This is a genomic window from Microbacterium sp. Beta (assembly GCF_005502545.1).
GTDB lineage: Bacteria > Actinomycetota > Actinomycetes > Actinomycetales > Microbacteriaceae > Microbacterium > Microbacterium oxydans.
Genome location: NZ_SCOG01000019.1, coordinates 30,578 through 48,962 on the forward strand (window position 1 = coordinate 30,578; position 18,385 = coordinate 48,962).

Annotated in this window: 19 protein-coding genes, 1 tRNA gene and 1 pseudogene; 12 read left to right on the forward strand and 9 right to left on the reverse strand. The window is 67.5% G+C overall.

The genetic code is table 11. The features are described from left to right. Window positions 1-30: 30 nt before the first annotated feature. From FFS56_RS15555 to FFS56_RS15580, 6 genes are all read right to left on the reverse strand, one after another. Window positions 31-786: an HAD-IIB family hydrolase gene (locus FFS56_RS15555; RefSeq protein ID WP_046747913.1), complete on the reverse strand. Its 756-nt coding sequence runs from the start codon at window positions 784-786 to the stop codon at window positions 31-33. Next, on the reverse strand, window positions 783-1,259 hold the full coding sequence (locus FFS56_RS15560) for a VanZ family protein (RefSeq protein ID WP_127012543.1): 477 nt from the start codon (window positions 1,257-1,259) through the stop codon (window positions 783-785). Before FFS56_RS15560 ends, FFS56_RS15555 begins: the two co-directional genes overlap by 4 nt. Before the next feature lie 66 nt (window positions 1,260-1,325). Then, window positions 1,326-1,402, reverse strand: a tRNA-Pro gene (locus FFS56_RS15565). Between the two features lie 55 nt (window positions 1,403-1,457). Further along, window positions 1,458-2,003, reverse strand: coding sequence for a hypothetical protein (locus FFS56_RS15570; protein ID WP_127012542.1), 546 nt, complete (start codon window positions 2,001-2,003; stop codon window positions 1,458-1,460). Window positions 2,004-2,012: 9 nt separating this feature from the next. Further along, window positions 2,013-2,960, reverse strand: a complete 948-nt coding sequence (locus FFS56_RS15575; protein WP_233437318.1) for a metallophosphoesterase — start codon at window positions 2,958-2,960, stop codon at window positions 2,013-2,015. Further along, window positions 2,951-5,512, reverse strand: coding sequence for a transglycosylase domain-containing protein (locus FFS56_RS15580; RefSeq protein ID WP_233437317.1), 2,562 nt, complete (start codon window positions 5,510-5,512; stop codon window positions 2,951-2,953). Before FFS56_RS15580 ends, FFS56_RS15575 begins: the two co-directional genes overlap by 10 nt. 89 nt (window positions 5,513-5,601) lie before the next feature. Between FFS56_RS15580 and FFS56_RS15585 the strand changes: the two genes are divergently transcribed. Then, entirely contained in the window at window positions 5,602-5,826 is a 225-nt protein-coding gene (locus FFS56_RS15585) for a hypothetical protein (protein ID WP_021199127.1), read from the forward strand. Further along, complete coding sequence (locus FFS56_RS15590; protein ID WP_061016521.1) at window positions 5,823-6,281, forward strand: RidA family protein; 459 nt, start codon at window positions 5,823-5,825, stop codon at window positions 6,279-6,281. The genes FFS56_RS15585 and FFS56_RS15590 overlap by 4 nt, the downstream gene beginning before the upstream one ends. 90 nt (window positions 6,282-6,371) lie before the next feature. On the opposite strand, the pseudogene FFS56_RS15595 reads toward FFS56_RS15590, so the two are convergent. Together FFS56_RS15595 and FFS56_RS15600 are read right to left on the reverse strand one after the other, a co-directional pair. Continuing rightward, window positions 6,372-6,656 (reverse strand): annotated as a pseudogene (locus tag FFS56_RS15595) (acetyl-coenzyme A synthetase); the annotation flags it as partial. A 200-nt stretch (window positions 6,657-6,856) separates the two neighbouring features. Beyond that, window positions 6,857-8,644 (reverse strand): hypothetical protein, encoded by a 1,788-nt coding sequence (locus FFS56_RS15600; RefSeq protein ID WP_137772330.1) that lies wholly within the window; start codon window positions 8,642-8,644, stop codon window positions 6,857-6,859. On the opposite strand from FFS56_RS15600, the gene FFS56_RS15605 reads away from it, so the two are divergent. Then, window positions 8,643-9,368, forward strand: a complete 726-nt coding sequence (locus FFS56_RS15605) for a TetR/AcrR family transcriptional regulator (protein ID WP_082108520.1) — start codon at window positions 8,643-8,645, stop codon at window positions 9,366-9,368. The two genes, FFS56_RS15600 and FFS56_RS15605, sit on opposite strands and share 2 nt — an antisense overlap. A gap of 45 nt (window positions 9,369-9,413) precedes the next feature. Here FFS56_RS15605 and acs read toward each other — a convergent pair whose 3' ends face one another. Further along, window positions 9,414-11,381 carry an acetate--CoA ligase gene (acs, locus tag FFS56_RS15610; RefSeq protein WP_046746459.1) on the reverse strand — a complete coding sequence of 656 codons (1,968 nt, stop codon included), beginning with the start codon at window positions 11,379-11,381 and terminating at the stop codon, window positions 9,414-9,416. A gap of 414 nt (window positions 11,382-11,795) precedes the next feature. On the opposite strand from acs, the gene FFS56_RS15615 reads away from it, so the two are divergent. The 9 genes from FFS56_RS15615 to FFS56_RS15660 all read left to right on the forward strand — a co-directional run bounded on the left by FFS56_RS15615 (window position 11,796) and on the right by FFS56_RS15660 (window position 18,368). After that, window positions 11,796-12,806 carry a TadA family conjugal transfer-associated ATPase gene (locus FFS56_RS15615; RefSeq protein WP_231589625.1) on the forward strand — a complete coding sequence of 337 codons (1,011 nt, stop codon included), beginning with the start codon at window positions 11,796-11,798 and terminating at the stop codon, window positions 12,804-12,806. Then, complete coding sequence (locus FFS56_RS15620; protein WP_338068254.1) at window positions 12,803-13,702, forward strand: type II secretion system F family protein; 900 nt, start codon at window positions 12,803-12,805, stop codon at window positions 13,700-13,702. The genes FFS56_RS15615 and FFS56_RS15620 overlap by 4 nt, the downstream gene beginning before the upstream one ends. Window positions 13,703-14,292: 590 nt before the next feature. Next, entirely contained in the window at window positions 14,293-14,928 is a 636-nt protein-coding gene (locus FFS56_RS15630; RefSeq protein ID WP_171011059.1) for a protein rep, read from the forward strand. 81 nt (window positions 14,929-15,009) lie between these two features. Continuing rightward, the gene (locus FFS56_RS15635) at window positions 15,010-15,576 is read left to right on the forward strand and encodes a hypothetical protein (protein ID WP_127012537.1); all 567 of its coding nucleotides are present in this window, start codon (window positions 15,010-15,012) and stop codon (window positions 15,574-15,576) included. Continuing rightward, entirely contained in the window at window positions 15,573-16,241 is a 669-nt protein-coding gene (locus tag FFS56_RS15640; protein ID WP_127012536.1) for a hypothetical protein, read from the forward strand. The genes FFS56_RS15635 and FFS56_RS15640 overlap by 4 nt, the downstream gene beginning before the upstream one ends. Beyond that, window positions 16,238-16,588 carry a hypothetical protein gene (locus FFS56_RS15645; RefSeq protein ID WP_127012535.1) on the forward strand — a complete coding sequence of 117 codons (351 nt, stop codon included), beginning with the start codon at window positions 16,238-16,240 and terminating at the stop codon, window positions 16,586-16,588. The genes FFS56_RS15640 and FFS56_RS15645 overlap by 4 nt, the downstream gene beginning before the upstream one ends. A 15-nt stretch (window positions 16,589-16,603) precedes the next feature. Then, window positions 16,604-17,065, forward strand: a complete 462-nt coding sequence (locus FFS56_RS15650) for a hypothetical protein (protein ID WP_127012534.1) — start codon at window positions 16,604-16,606, stop codon at window positions 17,063-17,065. Beyond that, on the forward strand, window positions 17,062-17,298 hold the full coding sequence (locus FFS56_RS15655) for a hypothetical protein (RefSeq protein WP_127012533.1): 237 nt from the start codon (window positions 17,062-17,064) through the stop codon (window positions 17,296-17,298). The genes FFS56_RS15650 and FFS56_RS15655 overlap by 4 nt, the downstream gene beginning before the upstream one ends. A 491-nt stretch (window positions 17,299-17,789) precedes the next feature. Further along, window positions 17,790-18,368: a recombinase family protein gene (locus tag FFS56_RS15660; RefSeq protein ID WP_127012532.1), complete on the forward strand. Its 579-nt coding sequence runs from the start codon at window positions 17,790-17,792 to the stop codon at window positions 18,366-18,368. Window positions 18,369-18,385 lie beyond the last annotated feature (17 nt).

The following is an 18,385-nucleotide window of genomic DNA, read 5'->3' on the forward strand; positions in this document are numbered from 1 at the left end:
GTGGTGGCGTGCCGCACGACACCATGTGGATCAGAGGGTCAGCAGGAGTGCGTCGAGTCTGTCGGCGGTGTCTTCCCAACCCTCCACGGCGATGGAGGGCACGCCGATCGCGAGCACCGGATAGTCGTTCCCGCCCTCATCGAGCCGGTCGCCGTAGAACAGCATGTCGGTGAGGGCGATGCCGGTGTGTTCGGCGAGCTGCCGCATGCCGAAGGCCTTGTCGATGCCTGCCTGGGTGATGTCGATGGAGGTCGATCCACCGGAGCGGACCTCGAGGCCGGGCAGACGTGCGGCGACGGCGTCCCGCAGAGCGCTCCGCTTGGCGCCCGTCGGGTCCCACCCGTGCTTCGCCTCGCGCGGCGCGCGTTGCCCGAGTGCCGAGAACGTGATCTGGGATCCGCGGTCTTCCAGGATGTCGCCCCACGGCTCGGCTTCCCATAGCCCGAGGCGCTCGGCCTCCTCGCGCAGAGCCGTGAGAGCCGCCTGCTTGTCTGCGTCGCTGAGATCGTGCGCGTAGACCGGTGCGAAGTCCGTGCCGTCGTGGCGGAGGTAGCGGGTGCCGCAGGTGGGCAGCAGGTGCAGGCGCGCGAGGTCAGCGGCATCCGCATCGCCGAGTCGGGCGACGACCTGCGATCGGAACTGCGCCTCGTTGCCGCCGGAGATGATGGCGACGTCGACGGTGCGCAGGAGTGCGCGCAGCAGATCGGCGATCCTCGGGTCGATCAGACCCTTCGAAGGGGCGAGCGTGTCATCGAGATCGAAGGCGACGAGCGTGGGCGTGGTCATGATGTCTCCAGCCTAGAAGGTGGACGCTGAGAGGATCTCGGGGCGAGCAGCAGGGTGAAGACGAGCGCGACGGTGACGCCGAGGATCGCGCCGGTGGAGTTGGCCACGACATCGTTCACGGTCGCCGCGCGGTGGGGGAGAGCCACGCGCTGAGCGGTCTCGATCATCGCGGACAGCAGCGGTCCCACCAACAGTGCGAGGAACCACACGCGGCGGGGGAGGAGCAGGAAGGCGAGGATGCCGACCGGCACGAAGACCAGCACGTTCGCGATGATCTCGAGGCGCGTGAAGTCGAGCCACTCCCAGCCGAGACGGTGTGTGGTCGTGAGGAGGACGTCGAGCAGGTTCGGCATCGAGTCCTCGACCTTCGACGGCGTGAGGGCGAGGGCGGCGAGGCCGATCAGGAACGGGACGCTGAGGACGAGCGCCCATACCCGGGTGAAACGGCGCGGCGGCGGGAGCAGAGAGCTCATGCGTTCCCTTCGTGCACGGTCCCGGTACAGAGAAGGCCGCCCCTGAGGGCGGCCTTCCGGTGTTACTGGTCGGGGTGACAGGATTTGAACCTGCGACCTCTTCGTCCCGAACGAAGCGCGCTACCAAGCTGCGCCACACCCCGTTTGCAACCCTCCGAGTCTACAGGGAAATGCTCCCCGCGCCGAATCGAGGCCGGATCACACCTGTGCGGTGATGCGCACGGTGATGAGCGCGACGATCAGGAGCAGGAGCCCTCCGCCCGTGGATGCCGCGAGCGTGATGAGGCGCGCACGCCCGCGTGGCAGAGCCACGCAACCGGCGGTGACCAGGATGGGCCAGGCATTCGACGTCGTCAACACCCACACGGACAGCATCCCGACGGCACTTTCGCTGTTCCCTCCGCTGGCGCCCAGACCGATGGCCCACGCGACGATCACACCCCGGATCAGCGTGAACAGGAATGCGAGAGCGGCGAGAAGCACGCGCGCAGGGGGACGCACGAGCGAGCGGATTCCACGGAGCAGAGCCGTCGCGGGCAGCAGGACACCGATGATGAACACCGCGAGCAGAGTGAGGGCGGATCGAGGCCAATCCGCCAGTCCGAGCGGTGGGCGCGTGGCCTCACTGACGAGGGGCAGAGCGAGCACCGAGAAGGTCAGTGGGATCAGGAGGTACATCGCGCTCGCCCCGAAGGCTGCGGTCCGTGCCGTCTTCGCCTCGCCGGGCGGAAGCAACTGCGTCACCCGGCGCGCTCAGCGCCGAGGCTGTGCCGTGAGCGTGAGAAGCGTCGCCTCGGGTCGACAGGCGAAGCGGACCGGCGCGTAGATGGAGTGTCCGCACCCCGCGCTGACGTTGAGCGGCACGGTGCGTCCGCCGTGCGACCAGGTGCTGAGCCCCTTGGCCTGCTTGAGCGGGATGTCGCAATTCGCCACGAGAGCCCCGTACCCGGGAATGCACACCTGACCGCCGTGCGTGTGGCCTCCGAGGATCGCATCGGCACCGAGATCGGTGAAGCCGTTGAGCACCCGCTGATACGGCGCGTGCGTGACGCCGAGGACGGGCGCCGCCGCGTCACGAGCGCCGAGTGCCGAGATCGCGTCGGGAAGCGCGTCCAGCCGGTCCCAGTCACGGTGGGCGTCGTCGACGCCGAAGAGATCGACGTCGGTGCCTGCGATGCGCAACCGTGCTGCGGCATTGTTCAGGTCGGTCCAGCCCAACTCATCCGTGAAGTACCGGTCCATCGCGTCGGTGTCGAGCAGCTCCGGTTTGTGGTTCTTCTTGGATGGGCCGAGGAAGTAGCGGAAAGGGTTCCGCGGAGACGGCGCTGCCACGTCGTTCGAGCCGTGCACGAACACGCCGGGGATACCGGCGAAAGGAGCGAAGGCACGCCGGATGCCGTCGAGTCCGTTCTCATGGCCGAGATTGTCCCCGGTGTTCACGATGAGGTCGGGCTTCAGTTCGGCGAGGGAGGCGAGCCAGTCCTGTTTGCGATGTTGCCACGGCGCCATGTGCGCATCGGAGATGTGCAGGATGCGCAGCGGTGCTGCGCCGGGCGGGAGGGCCACTGCTGAGGCCTCGCGCACGGTGAACAGGTACCGTTCGATGCCGACGCCCCAGATCGCGGCACCGGCACCCACGGCCCCCACCGCGCCGAGCGCGATGAGGGCCGGGTGTGCGCCGCGGCCTGCCGCTACTGGCACGTCACACGCACGGCGGTGGACTTGCTGGCCGCAGTGCCCGGCGCAGGGTCGGAGTTGCCTACGACGGATGTCGGCGGATTGCACGAGTTGTCGAACTCGATGTCCGTGAAGCCGGCCGCTCCGAGCGCAGCGGTCGCCTGAGCTCTCGACATTCCCACGAGGTTGGCGGGGACGGTCGTGCCTTGACCGTTGCTGGTCGTGAGCGTGACCGTCGCGCCGTTCGCAGCTTCCCCTGTGGGGTCCTGACCGGCGACGAGACCGGCAGCGAGATCGCTGTCGACCGCTCCTCCGACGGAGACCTGGAAGCCGGCGTCCGTCAGGATGCCGGTCGCCTCCTCGACGGACTTGCCCACGACGCTCGGAACCGTCGTCAGCTGCTGTCGGGTCAGCTTGCCGTCGGGCTTCGGGAAGGCGTCTCCGCCGTACGCGGCGTTGGCTGCCCCCTGCGCGGCCTTGGCCAGCGGGTATCGCATGTCGTTGAGGTTCCAGCCGTTGGCCCGCTTCTGGTAGATGTTGGCCTGGCCCTGCCAGCGACCCGCCCAGACGGCGGTGGTGACCTTGGTGCTGGACTCGATCATCATGGTCGACCAGCGGTCGTGCGTACCCGTCTTGCCGATGAGGGGAGTGCCGTCGTTCGGGTTGGCGCGGGAACCGGTGCCGCCGCCGCCCATCACGCTCTGCAGCGCGAAGGCAGCGGTCGCCGCGATCTCGGGCTGCAGGACTCCGTCGGTGCAGGACGATGCCGGCAGCTCGCGGTCCTTGCCGTCCGCGCCGACCACACGGTCGATCGCGCGCGGCGAGCAGTACTTCCCACCGCTCGCGACGGTCGCGTAGGCATTCGCCATCGCCAGCGGGGAGATGTTCTTCGGGCCGAGCACGTCGAACGGCACGTTCTCGTCGGTGACCTTGCCGCCGTTCGCCAGCGTGACGCCCATCCGGTCGGCGACCTTGTTGATGTCGCAGACATCGAGCTTCGAGGCCATCGCGAAGTACCCACTGTTGAGCGAGTTCTTCGTGAAGTTCAGCACCGAGCTCGTCCCACCGCCGCCACCGCCGAAGTTGCCGATCTTCTTCGTGTCCGTGCTCTGCTTGGCGCCGCACACGGGGATCCTCAGATTCGTCTGGACGCTTCCGTTGAGCACCTCGTTGACGGAGTGGCCCTTCTCGAGCCAGTCGATCAGCGTGAACAGCTTGTAGGTCGATCCGACCTGGAAGCCCCCAGAGTTGCCGTGGTCCTTGTCACCGGCGAACACCAGCGATGTGTAGGCCTGGTCGTCGGTGGGCGTCTCGGTGAACATGGTGTTCTGCGTCATCGAGAGGATTCGTCCGGTGCCGACCTCGACCGAGACGCCGGCGGCGCCGAAGTTCTGGTTGTCGGCGTTGGCGGGAACGATCTCGGACATGCTCTCGGCGGCCGGGTTCTGGATGCGGTAGTCCAGCGTGGTGTAGATCTTCAAGCCACCGCGGCGGAGCAGATCCGTGCGCTCCTGCTGCGTCTTCCCGAAGGCCTCGTCGTTCAGGACGATCGACTTCACGTACTGGCAGAAGTACGCGCTGGTTCCGGCGGATGCACACCCCTGCGTCGGGGGGTTGAGCGCAGGCGTGATCTCCGATGCGTCGGCCTCGTCGTACTGTGCCTGCGTGATCTTGCCGTCGGCGAGCATGCGACCCAGCACGTAGTGACGGCGGTCCTTCGTGAGTGCGTACCCATCCGCGGCCGTGTTCAGCGCCACGCCCTCGGAGTTCGTGATCGTGCCTTCCGGCTTGTCGATCCGGTAGGTGTTCGGGTTCTGCACGATGCCGGCGAGAGTCGCCGACTGCGCGACCGTGAGGTTCGCGGCCGTCGTGGAGAAGTAGTAGTTCGCGGCCGCCTCGATGCCGTACACGGTTCCACCGAAGTTGGCGATGTTCAGGTAGCCGAGGAGGATGTCGTTCTTCGAGAAGTCCTTCTCGATCTGGATCGCGTAGCGCATCTCCTGCAGCTTGCGCTCGATGCCCTTCGCCCCTGTCGCGTTGGTGGCGTCGAGCCAGCACTGCTGGAGGTCTTCCGAGTAGGTGTCAGACGTGGTGTCGACGTCCTGCTCGCACTTCTGGATCAGCACGTTCTTCACGTACTGCTGGCTGATCGTCGACGCACCACGGCTGGAGGTGCCTCGTACGTTGTCGACCAGGGCCTTCACGGTCGCGCCGATGTTGACCCCGCCGTGACTGTAGAAGTTCTTGTCCTCACTCGACAGGATCGCGTCGTAGAGGGTGGGGGAGACCTGCTCGTAGGTCACCGGCACGCGGTTCTGCTCGTAGAACGACGCGAGCTCGACCTGCGAACCGTCGGGGGCGGTCGCGTAGATGGTCGACTGCTCCATCGGCGTGCTCGGGTCGAGGCTCTCGGGGAGCTGATCGAAGAGGGTGAGAGCCTGGGTGCCTGCGAGGCCGGTCATCGCGAGCACCGGGGTGACGCTGGCCGTGACGAGGAGACCGGCGACGGCGCTCAGGCCGACGAGCCCGACGAGACCGCCGAGCACGCCTCTCACCGTGCGATTCTTTTGGGGCATACGCTTGATCGTAGGGGAGTTCCCTGAATACCGCCTTTGACGAGCCCGCCCCGGATTTCCGGTGCCGCGCCCCGATCGACAGGAGTGCCATGACCACGTGGGAGTACCTCACCACGCCGCTGCTGATCCACAACACGGCAGCCATCCTCAACAACTGGGGCAAGCAGGGCTGGGAGCTCGTGCAGGTCGTGCAGGGGCCCGAAGGCGGGCTCGTCGCCTACCTGAAGCGCCCCGTCACGTCCGACGCGTCGACGAATGCCGGCCTCGCCGCCGCAGAACAGGCCGCCCGCCAGTTCGAGGGAGGCCAGGCATGAGCGTCTCCGCCCGCCTCGCCGAGCTCGGCATCGAGCTGCCTCCGGTCGCCGCCCCGGTCGCCGCTTACGTCCCTGCGGTCGTGCACGGGGGCCTCGTCTACACCTCGGGCCAGCTGCCGTTCGTCGACGGTGCGCTGCCGGCCACGGGCAAGGTGGGCGCCGACGTCTCCGCCGAGGATGCGAAGACCTACGCCCGCACGTGTGCGCTGAACGCTCTGGCCGCGGCGGCGGATGCCGCGGGTGGCGTCGACCGCATCGGCGGTGTGCTCCGCGTCGGCGGGTTCGTCGGATCCGCGGACGGTTTCACGGGGCAGCCCGCCGTCATCAACGGCGCGAGCGAGGTCCTCGGTGAGATCTTCGGTGATGCGGGGCGCCACGCACGCGCGGCTGTCGGCGTCGCGGAGCTCCCGCTCGGCAGTCCGGTCGAGGTCGAGGTGACGTTCCTCCTCGCCTGAATGCGTCCCGGCGGCGTCCTCCGTCGTGTCCGCAAGAGAAACGCGCCTCCCCGAGATGGGGAGGCGCGTTTCTCTTGCCTGCTGCTCGTCCTACTTCACCTGCGCCGAGATGATGCTCATCACGGCCGTGTCGGCGAGCGTCGTCGTGTCTCCCACCTCGCGGCCCTCGGCCACATCGCGGAGAAGGCGACGCATGATCTTGCCGGAGCGGGTCTTCGGCAGCTCGCCGACGATGTAGACGTCGCGCGGACGGGCGATGGCGCCGATCTGCTCGCCGACCCACAGGCGCAGCTGCTGCGCGAGGCCCGCGGGCTCGTGCGCGGCGAGGTAGCTCTCCTTGATGATGACGAAGGCCACCACGGCCTGGCCGGTTGTTGTCAAAGTATGCGTCAGCGATCGGTTCGTCGGGGTTGAGCGGAGAGGGGCGACGTTGTCATTCTCGTCGTCAGTCCCGATGCCCGGTCCGGTGAGGAGACCGCGACAAGTCTCGCGGACGATGGGGAGCATCGCCAGCTCGAGCTCGCCCGAGGCCGCCCGCGCCGATGGCGCCGGCGGCCTCCGCCCGTGTCACCGCATCAGACGCGCGTACGGCGCCGCGTCCGCAGCGATGAGCCGATCAGTGCGCCCGCTCCGAGCACGAGCAGTGCTGCCCCGACCCAGAGCGCCGGGCTCAACTCGCCTCCGGTCGCGGCGAGTTCATTGCGCTGCACGGTCACCGCGGCAACGACGGTGAGGCCGATGTCGTCGAAGCTGAGGATGAGGTGGTGCTCCCCGTCCGTGACGCCGGTGAGGTCGAAGCCTCCGGTGATGGCGGCGCGGTCCCACCGAACAGTGCCGAGCGATACCGGGGTCGATCGCATGTTGCCGATGATCGACGACTGCGAACCCTGCATCTTCGTCAGGAATGAGGACATCAGGTCGGCCGCTTCACTGCGCTTGTCGGTCAAGCCGGCCAGTCGCAGCATATCCGTCTGCTGAGTGTTCGTGACGGCGTCGCGTTCGACGCGCAGCGTTGCGACGAGGTCGGCAGCGGCCGTTCTCACCTCGGTGGAGTCCGACGTCGCCGAAAGGAGAACGTGCGACCCCACGGCCGGGCGTGCGGCCGCTATCGCAGTGGCCAGCGACTCATCAGTCGGCCCGGCGACGTATGCGTTCAGAGCCGTGATGGCCGCGTTGAGCGTGACCACGCGGGCGTTGCGTTTCTGCACATCCGTGACCTGAGAGGAAAGCTGCTGGTCGAGCAGCCGGACACGCTGATCCTGGACGGCGCGCAGAGCCCCTTCGAGATCGAACGCGGTGAGCGAGATCTCGTTCACGGTCACGCCCGGCAGCCTGGAGACCACTGGCGACAGTAGCTGGGATGCGGCGGCCGCCTCGTTCGTAGACGGCCGCTCCGCGAGGCCGAGCGCCTGTCCCGAGCCGTTGAGGAGAGGGAATGTGACATTCGGTGTGCCCGCCGCGGCCGCGAGCAGGTCGGCAAGCTCGGGCTCCGAGATGCCGCTGAAAGCGCCGGTGAGACCGACATCGTCCGGGCGCTGGAAGACCGCGATGTAGGCCTGCTGTACCGGGTCGGTGGAGAGCGTGGGCGTCGGTGTCGGGGTGTCTGTGGGGGTGGGTGTGGGTGTCGGTGCTGCGGTATCCGAGATGAGCGCGAAGGAGCGAGCCACATCGACGAGGCTGGGGCTCTCTTCGCCCCGGGGAAGCGCGAAGGCGGGATTGTCCGACGGTTGCGCGTCCGCGAGCATGAATCCTGTGGGCGGCTCGAAGCGGATGCTGTAATCGTCGGTGGATGTCGTCGGCAATGAGCCTGATCGGAACGTGCCGTCTGCGACGACGGCGACGCGCTGCACTACCGTGCCGCCACTGAGGATGGTGACGCTCGCGCCCGAGAGGTCGGCGAGAGGGGAGGCATCCGACGTCGCGGTCACCGCGCCGCTGATCTCACCGAAGGAGCCCTCCAGCGGGACGGTGACGGCATCTCCCCGCGTGGGGTTGAACTCCCTCCTCGCCACGGGTTCGAGGAGGTCGCCGACAGCACTGGGCCAGGATGCCTCGGCGATGAAGCTGGTGTCCGTCGCGGGTATGCGCACGGACACGGTTCCGTCTGCCGAGGTGGTGCCGGTGGCGATGACCTGGTCGAGCTCGCCGGTGGAGAGCACGGTCACCGTCGCGCCGCCGAGCGGAGCGGATGCCGTCCCGTCGGAGAGAGTCGTCGTGATGAGTATGTGGCCTGCTTCGGACTCCGCGGCGCTGGCGATCGCGGGCAGCCCCACCAAGACAAGGCCGGTGGCTACGGACAGCACACCTGCGGTGCGTAGCGGGGAGACCAGATTCCGACGTCGTCGCGCGACGGTGTGAGGCATGGCGATCCTTTCTGATGGTTCGTGGCTAAGTATGGACTCAGTCCAAACTTTTACGCAACCCAGGGAGATCGACCTAGGGTGGGATGAAGGGAGAGGAGGGACGGCGATGACGGAAGGGCTCCGCGAGAAGAAGATGCGCGTCGCGCGTCGGGCCATGGAGGAGGCCGCGGTCGGAATTGCCTATGAAGAAGGCGTTCACGCCGTGACGGTCGACCGCATCTGCGAAGTGGCGATGGTGTCGCGCAGCACGTTCTTCAACTACTTCCCCTCGCTCGAGCATGCGATCTTCGGATCCGCCCTGGTCTACGACCCTGTGCTCACCGAGCGCATTTTGAGCGCGCACCGAGACGACCTCGTGATCGCCGCCTCGTGGATCGTGATGGAGACCGTCCGCGGGCAGGGTGACGACGAACTCCTGCGCAAGCGGTTCGCGCTTTTCGCCCGGGAGCCGGGCACGACGACGACGGTGTCGTGGGCGGCCGGGACGAGCCGCGCCGGACTGCAGGACGTGATCGAGAACTGGCTCGATGCGCATCCGGCATCGGCTCGCCTGGCGGACGCCAATCACGCCACCGAGGCGCGGATGATCGTGAACTTCTCCATCACGCTCGGCGACGAGGTTATGCGGCTGGTGGGTGAGGACGGCGGGGACTTCCCGTTCGACCCCGCCGTGTTTCGCACGGTGCGCGAGCGGATGAGGGAGCTGAGCGTACCCGCACGGTGAACGCCCCGCACCGCGATCAGCGGTACGAGGCGTTCGGGACCGCCGCTACTTCACCTGCGCCGAGATCACGCTCATCACCGCGGTATCCGCGAGCGTCGTGGTGTCGCCGACCTCGCGGCCTTCGGCGACATCGCGCAGGAGACGGCGCATGATCTTGCCCGACCGGGTCTTGGGGAGTTCCCCGACGATGTAGACGTCGCGCGGGCGGGCGATGGCGCCGATCTGGTCGCTCACCCACCGACGCAGGGTGTCGGCGAGTCCCTCGGGGGAGTGCGCGTCGAGGTAGCTCTGCTTGATGATCACGAAGGCGACGACGGCCTGTCCTGTGGTCTCGTCCGAGGCTCCGACCACGGCGGCCTCCGCCGTCGCCTCGTGCGCGACCAGGGAGGACTCGATCTCCGCGGTCGACAGGCGGTGGCCGGAGACGTTCATCACGTCGTCGACGCGGCCCAGCAGCCACAGGTCGCCGTCGTCGTCGAGGCGCGCGCCGTCGCCCGCGAAGTAGTAGCCCTGGTCCTCGAACTTCTCCCAGTAGGTCTCGCGGTACCGTTCGGGGTCGCCCCAGATACCGCGGAGCATGCTCGGCCACGGCTCGGTGATCACGAGCAGCCCGCCGCTGCCGTTGCCGACCTCGACGCCCTGCTCGTCCACCACGTCGATCGAGATCCCGGGGAGCGGCACCTGGGCCGAACCCGGTTTGGTCTCCGTCACGCCGGGGAGGGCGGACACCATGATCGCGCCGGTCTCGGTCTGCCACCAGGTGTCGACGATCGGCGTCTTGCCGGCGCCGATGACCTCGCGGTACCACATCCACGCCTCGGGGTTGATGGGCTCTCCCACCGAGCCGAGCAGTCGCAGCGACGAGAGATCGAACTTCGCGGGGACGCTGCGGCCGATCTTCATGAACGAGCGGATCGCGGTCGGCGCGGTGTAGAAGATCGACACCTTGTACTTCTCGATGAGCTCCCACCAGCGGCCGGGGTGCGGGGCGTCCGGCGTCCCCTCGTAGAGCACCTGGGTCGCACCGTTGGCGAGGGGTCCATAGGCGACGTAGCTGTGCCCTGTGATCCAGCCGATGTCGGCCGTGCACCAGAACACGTCGGTCTCCGGGTGCAGGTCGAAGACGTACTTGTGCGAGTACGCCGCCTGGGTCAGATACCCGCCGGAGGTGTGCAGGATGCCCTTGGGCTTCCCGGTGGTGCCCGAGGTGTAGAGGATGAAGAGGGGGTTCTCGGCGGGGAAGGCCTGTGCTGTGTGCTCGGCGGAGGCTGCGGGGACGGCGTCGTGCCACCAGATGTCGCGGCCTTCGATCCAGTCGACCTCGTTCTCGCCGCGCTTGACGACCAGGACGTGCTCCACGGTCTGCTGCTCGCCGTCTCCGCGGTCGGCGAGTGCCTGGTCGACCGCGGGCTTGAGCGCCGAGACGCGACCCTTGCGGTAGCCGCCGTCCGCCGTGATGACGAGCTTGGCGCCGGCGTCGTCGATGCGCGAGCGGAGGCTGTCGGCGCTGAATCCTCCGAACACCACGGAGTGGATGGCGCCGAGGCGGGCGACGGCCAGCATGGAGGCGATCGCCTCGGGGATCATGGGCAGGTAGATCGCGACGCGGTCGCCCTGACCGATGCCGAGTCCCTCCAGCACGTTCGCGACGCGCTTGACCTCGTCGGTCAGCTCGGCGTAGGTGATGCGGCGCGAGTCGCCGGGCTCGCCTTCCCAATGCAGCGCCACGCGGTCGCCGTTGCCGGCCTCGACGTGGCGATCGAGGCAGTTGTACGCGACGTTCAGCTCGCCGTCGTCGAACCACTTCGCGAATGGCGGGTTGGTCCAGTCGAGCACCTGCGTGAACGGCTTGTGCCAGTGCACCAGCTCACGGGACTGCTCGCCCCAGAAGCCCTCGCGGTCGGCGGCCGCCCGCTCGTAGAGCTCGGGCGACGAGATGGTTTGGGCGACGAACTCCTCCGACGGTGCGAACTTCCGGGTCTCGTCGAGAAGATGGTCGATCTGGCTGCTCATCGGCAGGCGCTCCTTTGCGGCATACGGGTCTTGCGAGCATGGTCGTGGGGGTGGGCGACCAGGTCAGGGCGAATCTATCCCTGCGGCCTCGCCGCGCATACTGCCGAAAGTCGGTAGTGTTGCCGGTTTTGTCAGGACGGTCGCCTTGCGTACACTCGACGACAGCCGAATTCTCATTCCGGCCTTGGCGTGCCCGATTCCCCCAATCGTGGAACGTCGTGGGCGGCATCTCATTCCCCCCGTGAGATGCCGCCCATTCCTTTGGGAGCGCTCTCTGCGTCCTCGGAGCATCCTCGGGTCCGGCCGGCAGCCAGGCACTGCACCACGGGGTGACGAACCGGTTTCTCCACAGGCGCTGGAGGATCCGGATTTCTCGGGACTTCCCCCTCCGCGACTGCGCATAACGTCGCCGTCATGCCTGATTCCTTCGTCATCCAGCCCAGGGGAGTGCGCTCGCTCGCATCCGAGGAGACCACGTCGCCGGCACCCCTCCGTCTGGATCCCGTGTTCGGACCGCTTCTTCCTCACATCGACGACGCGGTGACCGATGTGTTCGTGAACGGTGCGGGCGGGCTCTATGTCGACCGGGGGAATGGCGCCGAGCCGGCTGCCGCCTGGAGGGCCTCGGAGCGTGAGGTTCGTGACCTCGCCGTCGCGCTGGTCGGGCTCGGCGGACGCCATCTCGACGACCAGGCGCCCTGCGTCGACGTCCGCCTCGACTCGGGCGTCCGTGTGCATGCCGTGCTCTCTCCGGTGTCGACGACAGGAACCGCGCTCTCGATACGCATCCCCCGGGTGCGCGCCGCGGACCTTCGATCCCTCTCTGCGCTCGGCGCGTTCGATGCGCGCCAAGAGGCCTGGCTTCTCGGCCTGGTGGCCGAGCGGGCGAACATCCTCATCACCGGGGGAACGGGAACGGGCAAGACCACGCTGCTCTCCGCTCTGCTGTCCGAGGTCGCGCCGGGGGAGCGCATCGTGACGATCGAAGACGTCGCCGAACTGCGGCCGAGGCATCCGCACCACGTCGCTCTCGAGGCGAGGCAGCCGAATCTCGAGGGCGCCGGCGGCATCACGCTGAGCCGCCTGGTCCGTGAGTCTCTGCGCATGCGGCCGGATCGCCTGGTGGTCGGCGAGTGTCGCGGAGAAGAGGTCCGCGAGCTGCTCACCGCACTCAACACCGGACACGATGGCGGCGCAGGCACCCTGCACGCCAGCGGGCTCCGTGACGTTCCCGCCCGCCTCGAAGCCCTGGGTGCCCTCGCCGGCATGGATGCGGTGGCACTCGCGCGACAGGCAGTGAGCGCATTCACCATCGTCCTCCATCTCGACCGTGCCCCCGGCGGCATCCGTCGGATCCGCCAGGCGGGCCGGCTCGTCATCGCAGCGGATCGGCTCGACATCGAGGAGGTGCAGCCGTGGCGGTGAGGCGATCTCCTCGCGCGGCGCAGCGGCGGGATGCGACCTCAGCGGACGCTGCGACGTCGGTGCAGACGCTGGCTGTGCTGCTGCAGGCCGGAGCGGTCCCCCTCGTCGCGTGGCGGCATCTCGCCGCCACCGACGACGTGCCAGCACGCGCCGTCGTCGATCGGCTCGATCGTGGCATCCCGCTCCTCGACGCCATCGAAGCAGAGGGCGGGGCCTGGGTCGATCTCGCCGCGGCCTGGGAGGTCGCGACGACGGTCGGGGCCCCGCTCGCCGAGGTTCTCCGCATGATCGCGGAGACGTTGCGGGATGCCGCCGCTGCTGCCGATGATGTGCGCATCGCTCTCGCGGAACCGGCCGGGACGGCACGTCTGCTGCTCTGGATGCCCATGGCCGGGCTGCTCCTCGGTTTCGCGCTCGGCTTCGACACCCTCAGTGTCATCTTCGGGAGTGTGCTCGGGGCCGCCTGCGTGATTCTCGGCCTCCTCCTCGTGGTGGCGGCGCGGCTGTGGACATCGCTGCTCCTGAGGAGAGCGGCGCCGGAACCCGGCACCCCCGGCATGCGGGCAGAACTGGTCGCGATCGCGCTCGCCGGTGGCGCCTCCATCGACCGCGCGCTGCACCTGGTCTCGCAGACATCCGTCTCCGGAGGCGGCGACGAGCGGGTCGCCGCCGTGCTCGAGCTGTCCCGCGCTGCAGGGGTCCCTGCCGCAGAGCTCCTGCGGGCAGCGGCCGCCCAGGACCGGCATGCCGCGAGGGTCCAGGGGCAGCTCCGTGCGGCGAAGCTCTCGACACGGCTCTTGTTCCCGCTCGGTATCTGCACGCTGCCCGCCTTCCTGCTCCTCGGCGTCGCGCCTCTCCTGCTCAGCGTCCTCGCATCCACTCCGATGCCCCTGTGACCGCCAACAGTCCATCAGCACCATCCGATGCCTACGCATCGCCCAGAGAGAAAGAAGGAACACCATGAAGAACATCCCTGCGCTCGACCGCCGCCGCGCGGCCATGCTGTTCGGCGACGACACCGGGGCGGCCACAGCCGAATACGCGATCACCACGATGGCCACTGTCACAGCCAAATGACACTTCTACGCGTCAAAGCTGGGGATAACCCTGTGGACAGGTTAGAGCGTATGCGGCACGAAGGAATCCCTGGTTAGCGCGTATAAACACTAAATAGACAGGGGGCGTCCGAGAGGGTACTCTCGGCGCTGAGTGCCGCCCGGGCTGGCAAATGGAAAGCCGCCCGCGTCCTACCAAGACGAGAGCGGCTGAAGGTTGATTTCCGATGTCTACAGTACTAGCCGACGCCCACCGTCGCCATCCTCGCCGTATCGAGATCTGCGAGGCCAACGCCGTCCGCCTGGGTCTGCGCTCCTCTATCTATTCCTCAACAGATGGCGTGTTTTTCGGCTCAGAGGCCAAGTACGCGAGGAACGCGGCGCAGCGGGCTCTGACGACTCGACGGAGCATCGCGCAGTGCCGACGCGGCATGACCTGCAAGGGGTCGCTCTGCGACCGATGCAGTGCCCGCCGAGCCCGGCGTCAGCGCAGACAGCTCCTCGATGCTCTCGACTCCAGCAGAGTCAGGTACGCCTTGTTGTGGACGTACACCATCGCCTCCTCGCCCGATAGGGCGCTCGGGCCGATGCTCCGAGATCTCACGAAGCTGATGACGGCGGTCAACGCCTCAGGATGGCTGTCGTCCAAGGTGGACGGGTACGCCAGGGTGATCGAGATCGAGCGCCCTGTCGGCGGCTGGCATCCGCACGGACACGTTCTTCTCTGTTTCCAGAATCGAATGACCCGGACCGAGGCTCGCGCATTCGCGCTAACCCTCCGCGACCGGTACCTCGCAGCAGCCAACAGGCTGGGCATCAGCGCCTCGACCATGGGCCAGCACGTCCGCCTCGTCCCCGTGGAGCAGATCGACGTCGCCGTGCGCTACGTGACCAAGCAGCACGTGCTGACGAAGCCCAAGGCGGACGGCAGTGCCACGCTCTCCAGTCTCACCATGGACGCTTACACGCGCGGAGACGCCGACGCCCTGGATCTCCTCCACGAGGTCGAGGGTGCGACCTACGGCAAGCAGTTGTGGCGAACGGCGGGCATCTGCAAGCCCTCGTGACCCTGCCGAGCCAAGACGTCATGCAGCGCTGAGTCTGGGAATTGGCTGAACCGGTCGATATTGAATATGGAGGGTTCTTTCATGCCAGCACCACAGAGCAACGTCACCTTGTACGGCAGATCGTGCACCGTGTGCAGCCACCAGCACGTCGGAGACATCGATGCTGGTCTCGTGGCGCATCTGCCGATTGCGCAACTGGCGCGACAGTTCGAGGTGTCTCGCGATTCTCTGTACCGGCATCTGAAGTGGCATCTCCGGCCCGCGTTGCAGGAGGTCCTCACCTCGACTCCGGAGACCAGGCCGGTCGCCCTCGTGGAGCGCCTCGCGGAGATCGCTAACGATGCTCGTGCCGCCCGAACGACGGCGTACGCCGCTGGCAACTCCCAGTTGGGAGCCCGACTCGGCGAAGCCGAACGCCGTGCCCTCGACTCACTGGCTGACCGATTCCAGATCAACCACGACAGCGTCGCAGCCGACCGGACCAAGGTCTCGCAGCTCGCGAGAGCCCTGGACACCGCTCTCGATGCATCCCCAGAGCTGGCCTCTCTCGTTGCTGATGCGCTCGACGCCGAAGGGCTCACCGAGCTGGCAGACGGCATACGGGCCGAGCTTCCCTCAGATCCAGAAATGAAAGGAGTCGCATCATGAGCGACAACATCGACAAGGCTGCACGACTGGCCGAGCTGACCGACGAGCTGGGTGCGGCAGCAGCGCCTGAACCCGCAGGTGTCCGGCGTCTCCGAGAGGCGCGAGAGGCCGCAGCCGTGCGTGAGGCGTCTCAGGTCTCCGACGTCGAGAGCGTGCTTCTGGTGAAGGCCGGTGATGTCGTGCACGCTACGGCGACCGGCATGCTGCTCCCGCGCACCACGTCGCTCTGGGGTGGACTTCCCTCGCTTGCCCTCACCCGCGGCGACCGCGTCGTCGTCACCGAGGAGATGATCGCAGCCGACGTGGACCGCAACGGCAACCCAGGTTGGACTGCCCTCGTGCACGATCCAGATCGCCAGGTCGCGCGGTGGGGTCGAGTCCACCTTGCCCCGGGTGAGCCGCCCGCGGAGATGCAGCCCTGGGAGTATGGCGACACGGCATGGTCCGAGCAGAGAGAGATCGCGCGGAGGGCGGCGTGGGCAGAGACCGACCCGAACCGCCGCGCAGAGGCTCTCCAGCGCGTGAAGGAGGTCTACGGTGCTCCGCCGACCACGAGCACGGTGCACGCGGTGTACAGGGGCGACGTGGCGTACGAGGCGCAGCAGGCGGCCATCGCGGCGAGCGCGGGGGCGGGCACGCCGAATCTTCGTGGGGGCACGTCGTGACCGGTCGAAATCGGAATCTGACGGACGCCCTCCGGTTCCGCGAGGCCACGGCGCTGTACCTCGCGATCAGCGGCCACGATGATGCCGAGGCTCGCCCCATGCGCCGGAAGATCTCCGATGCCATCGGGGAGAGCAGCTCCGACGTGCGTGGCGTCGAGGGCTGGCACCTCGCTACCTCCAGCAGGGCGACGTTCCGGATCGGTGGCGACCTCGACAGCGCGCACGCCGAGGCCGATGAGGATCAGCTCGTTGCTCTCGTGCAGCACCGCCGCGAGCGTCCCCTGGGCGACTCGCTCGTCTGCATGACCCTGGAAACCTTCTCGCAGGTCACCGCTGCACACACTTGATCCCGAGGTATCACCATGACCAGCCGCGCAGGCCGCAAGATCCACCCTCGTGCTCCGTGGGTCGCGCACCCAGAGGCGTACTCCGCCCCGCAGCAAGCCCAGCAGCCACCCGGGGACGACTGGGACGCGCCACCCCCGGTACGGACGATGTCGTTCCCTCCGCGGAAGCCGACTCCGCGCATCCAGGCGCACCTGGCGAACATGCAGGGCGTCACTCTGGGAGATCCTCCGCGCGTCCCCGCATCCACCACCACGATCTCCGTGTTCATCGACGGGACGAGGGTTCGCCTTCCCGCGGACTGGAGCATCGCCTTCAGCTCCTCGAAGGGCAAGGACACGATCTACGTGGTTGACTCCGCGAAGCGGTTGCATGTGCTGACCCTCAACGCGGACGGAGAACTACGAGAGCTGCACGGGCTCTCAGCGGATCTCGTTTCGGACATCGTGGCCTGGCGGTTCCCAAGGGGTGCACGATGAGCGCCTTCGTGGAGCCGTCGATCAACGGAGTGCGGGTCGTCAGCGTGGGCGGCACGATGACCACCGGCGTGCCCCTAGACGCTGATGTTCTCGTTCTCCCCGATTACACGCTCGTGCATGAACGCTCAGGGCGCGTCGTCCGGCTGGTCGAGCGTCAGGGGCGGGTACTGGAAGCGCCGATGTCCAACGTCGAGACCAACCACGCACGCTCACTCTTCGGTGGGGAACCGTGACCGCCGCACGCGGTCCTGGGAAGCCGCGTGCGCTGAGTCCCGAGCGTGAAGCAATGGCGGCGACGCTTCGGAGCGCAGGATACGGCGTCGCGTCCGTCGCCGATCTCTTTGGCATCGCGCCGCGAACCCTGCACTCGGTACTCAGACGGCAGGGAGTGGAAAGCGCTAGAGGACGCCGCCGCCTCACCGTGGACCAGGATCGTGAGCTGATCCAGCTATGGCGAGGTGGATGGACGCATCAGCAGTTGGCGGAGCACTTCGGTGTCGCGCGCGAGACGGTCGCGTTGACGATCCAGACGACCCTGCGAGGCGACGCTCGATCTTGATCGAGTCGAACTGAGCCAGGACGCCGTGCAGCGCCGTGTCTCAATTCCAAGGATTCGAGACGATCCGCGGAAGACCAGATTCGAGGATGAGATCGGCTCGAAACAGTGACCAAAAACTGTCTCTGCTACTTGTCTCAGATACCCCGTACGGTTTACAGTTGAGACATGACCACCTCGAAGAGCTTCGGCTACGCAAGAGTCTCGACTACATCGCAGACCAACGACCGTCAGATCGACGCACTGCTCGGCGCGGGCATTGATGACGCCGACATCTTCCGCGACAGGATCAGCGGCGCACGGCAGTCTCGCCCCGGCCTGGATGACCTTTTGTCCCGAGTTCGCCCGGGCGACACGATCACCGTCGCGAGCATGGACCGGCTAGGCCGCTCCGCCCTGCACGTGCTTTCGACCCTGGCCGACCTCGAAGAGCGCGGCATCATCGTCAAGAGCCTGAAGCCGGGCGAGGACTTCAGCGGCGCTACGGGCAAGCTCGTGCGGGCGGTCATGACGCATGTGGCGGAGTGGGAGAGGTCGATGAACGCCGAGCGCGTCGCAGAGGCTCGCGCAGCTCGTGCGGCCCGCGCCAAGGATGGCGAGCAGATCGCGGGACGACCAATTACGGCAATGACCGCGGAGAACGTCAGGAAAATTCGGCAGCACAAGGCCAAGGGACGGACGGTGGCCGAGATCGTGAAGCTGACTGGCATCAGCCGCGCATCGGTCTACCGAGCCTTGGCCGACTAGCCGATCTTCTCGCGCTA

Bases quoted from the DNA above. Each gene is read 5' to 3' on its own strand.
- FFS56_RS15585 (WP_021199127.1), top strand. From the start codon at position 5,602: ATGACCACGTGGGAGTACCTCACCACGCCGCTGCTGATCCACAACACG.
- FFS56_RS15630 (WP_171011059.1), top strand. From the start codon at position 14,293: ATGACCTGCAAGGGGTCGCTCTGCGACCGATGCAGTGCCCGCCGAGCC.
- FFS56_RS15560 (WP_127012543.1), bottom strand. From the start codon at position 1,259: ATGAGCTCTCTGCTCCCGCCGCCGCGCCGTTTCACCCGGGTATGGGCG.
- FFS56_RS15580 (WP_233437317.1), bottom strand. From the start codon at position 5,512: ATGCCCCAAAAGAATCGCACGGTGAGAGGCGTGCTCGGCGGTCTCGTC.
- acs (WP_046746459.1), bottom strand. From the start codon at position 11,381: ATGAGCAGCCAGATCGACCATCTTCTCGACGAGACCCGGAAGTTCGCA.
- FFS56_RS15615 (WP_231589625.1), top strand. From the start codon at position 11,796: ATGCCTGATTCCTTCGTCATCCAGCCCAGGGGAGTGCGCTCGCTCGCA.
- FFS56_RS15655 (WP_127012533.1), top strand. From the start codon at position 17,062: ATGAGCGCCTTCGTGGAGCCGTCGATCAACGGAGTGCGGGTCGTCAGC.
- FFS56_RS15590 (WP_061016521.1), top strand. From the start codon at position 5,823: ATGAGCGTCTCCGCCCGCCTCGCCGAGCTCGGCATCGAGCTGCCTCCG.
- FFS56_RS15640 (WP_127012536.1), top strand. From the start codon at position 15,573: ATGAGCGACAACATCGACAAGGCTGCACGACTGGCCGAGCTGACCGAC.
- FFS56_RS15650 (WP_127012534.1), top strand. From the start codon at position 16,604: ATGACCAGCCGCGCAGGCCGCAAGATCCACCCTCGTGCTCCGTGGGTC.
- FFS56_RS15605 (WP_082108520.1), top strand. From the start codon at position 8,643: ATGGCGATCCTTTCTGATGGTTCGTGGCTAAGTATGGACTCAGTCCAA.
- FFS56_RS15555 (WP_046747913.1), bottom strand. From the start codon at position 786: ATGACCACGCCCACGCTCGTCGCCTTCGATCTCGATGACACGCTCGCC.
- FFS56_RS15635 (WP_127012537.1), top strand. From the start codon at position 15,010: ATGCCAGCACCACAGAGCAACGTCACCTTGTACGGCAGATCGTGCACC.
- FFS56_RS15660 (WP_127012532.1), top strand. From the start codon at position 17,790: ATGACCACCTCGAAGAGCTTCGGCTACGCAAGAGTCTCGACTACATCG.
- FFS56_RS15600 (WP_137772330.1), bottom strand. From the start codon at position 8,644: ATGCCTCACACCGTCGCGCGACGACGTCGGAATCTGGTCTCCCCGCTA.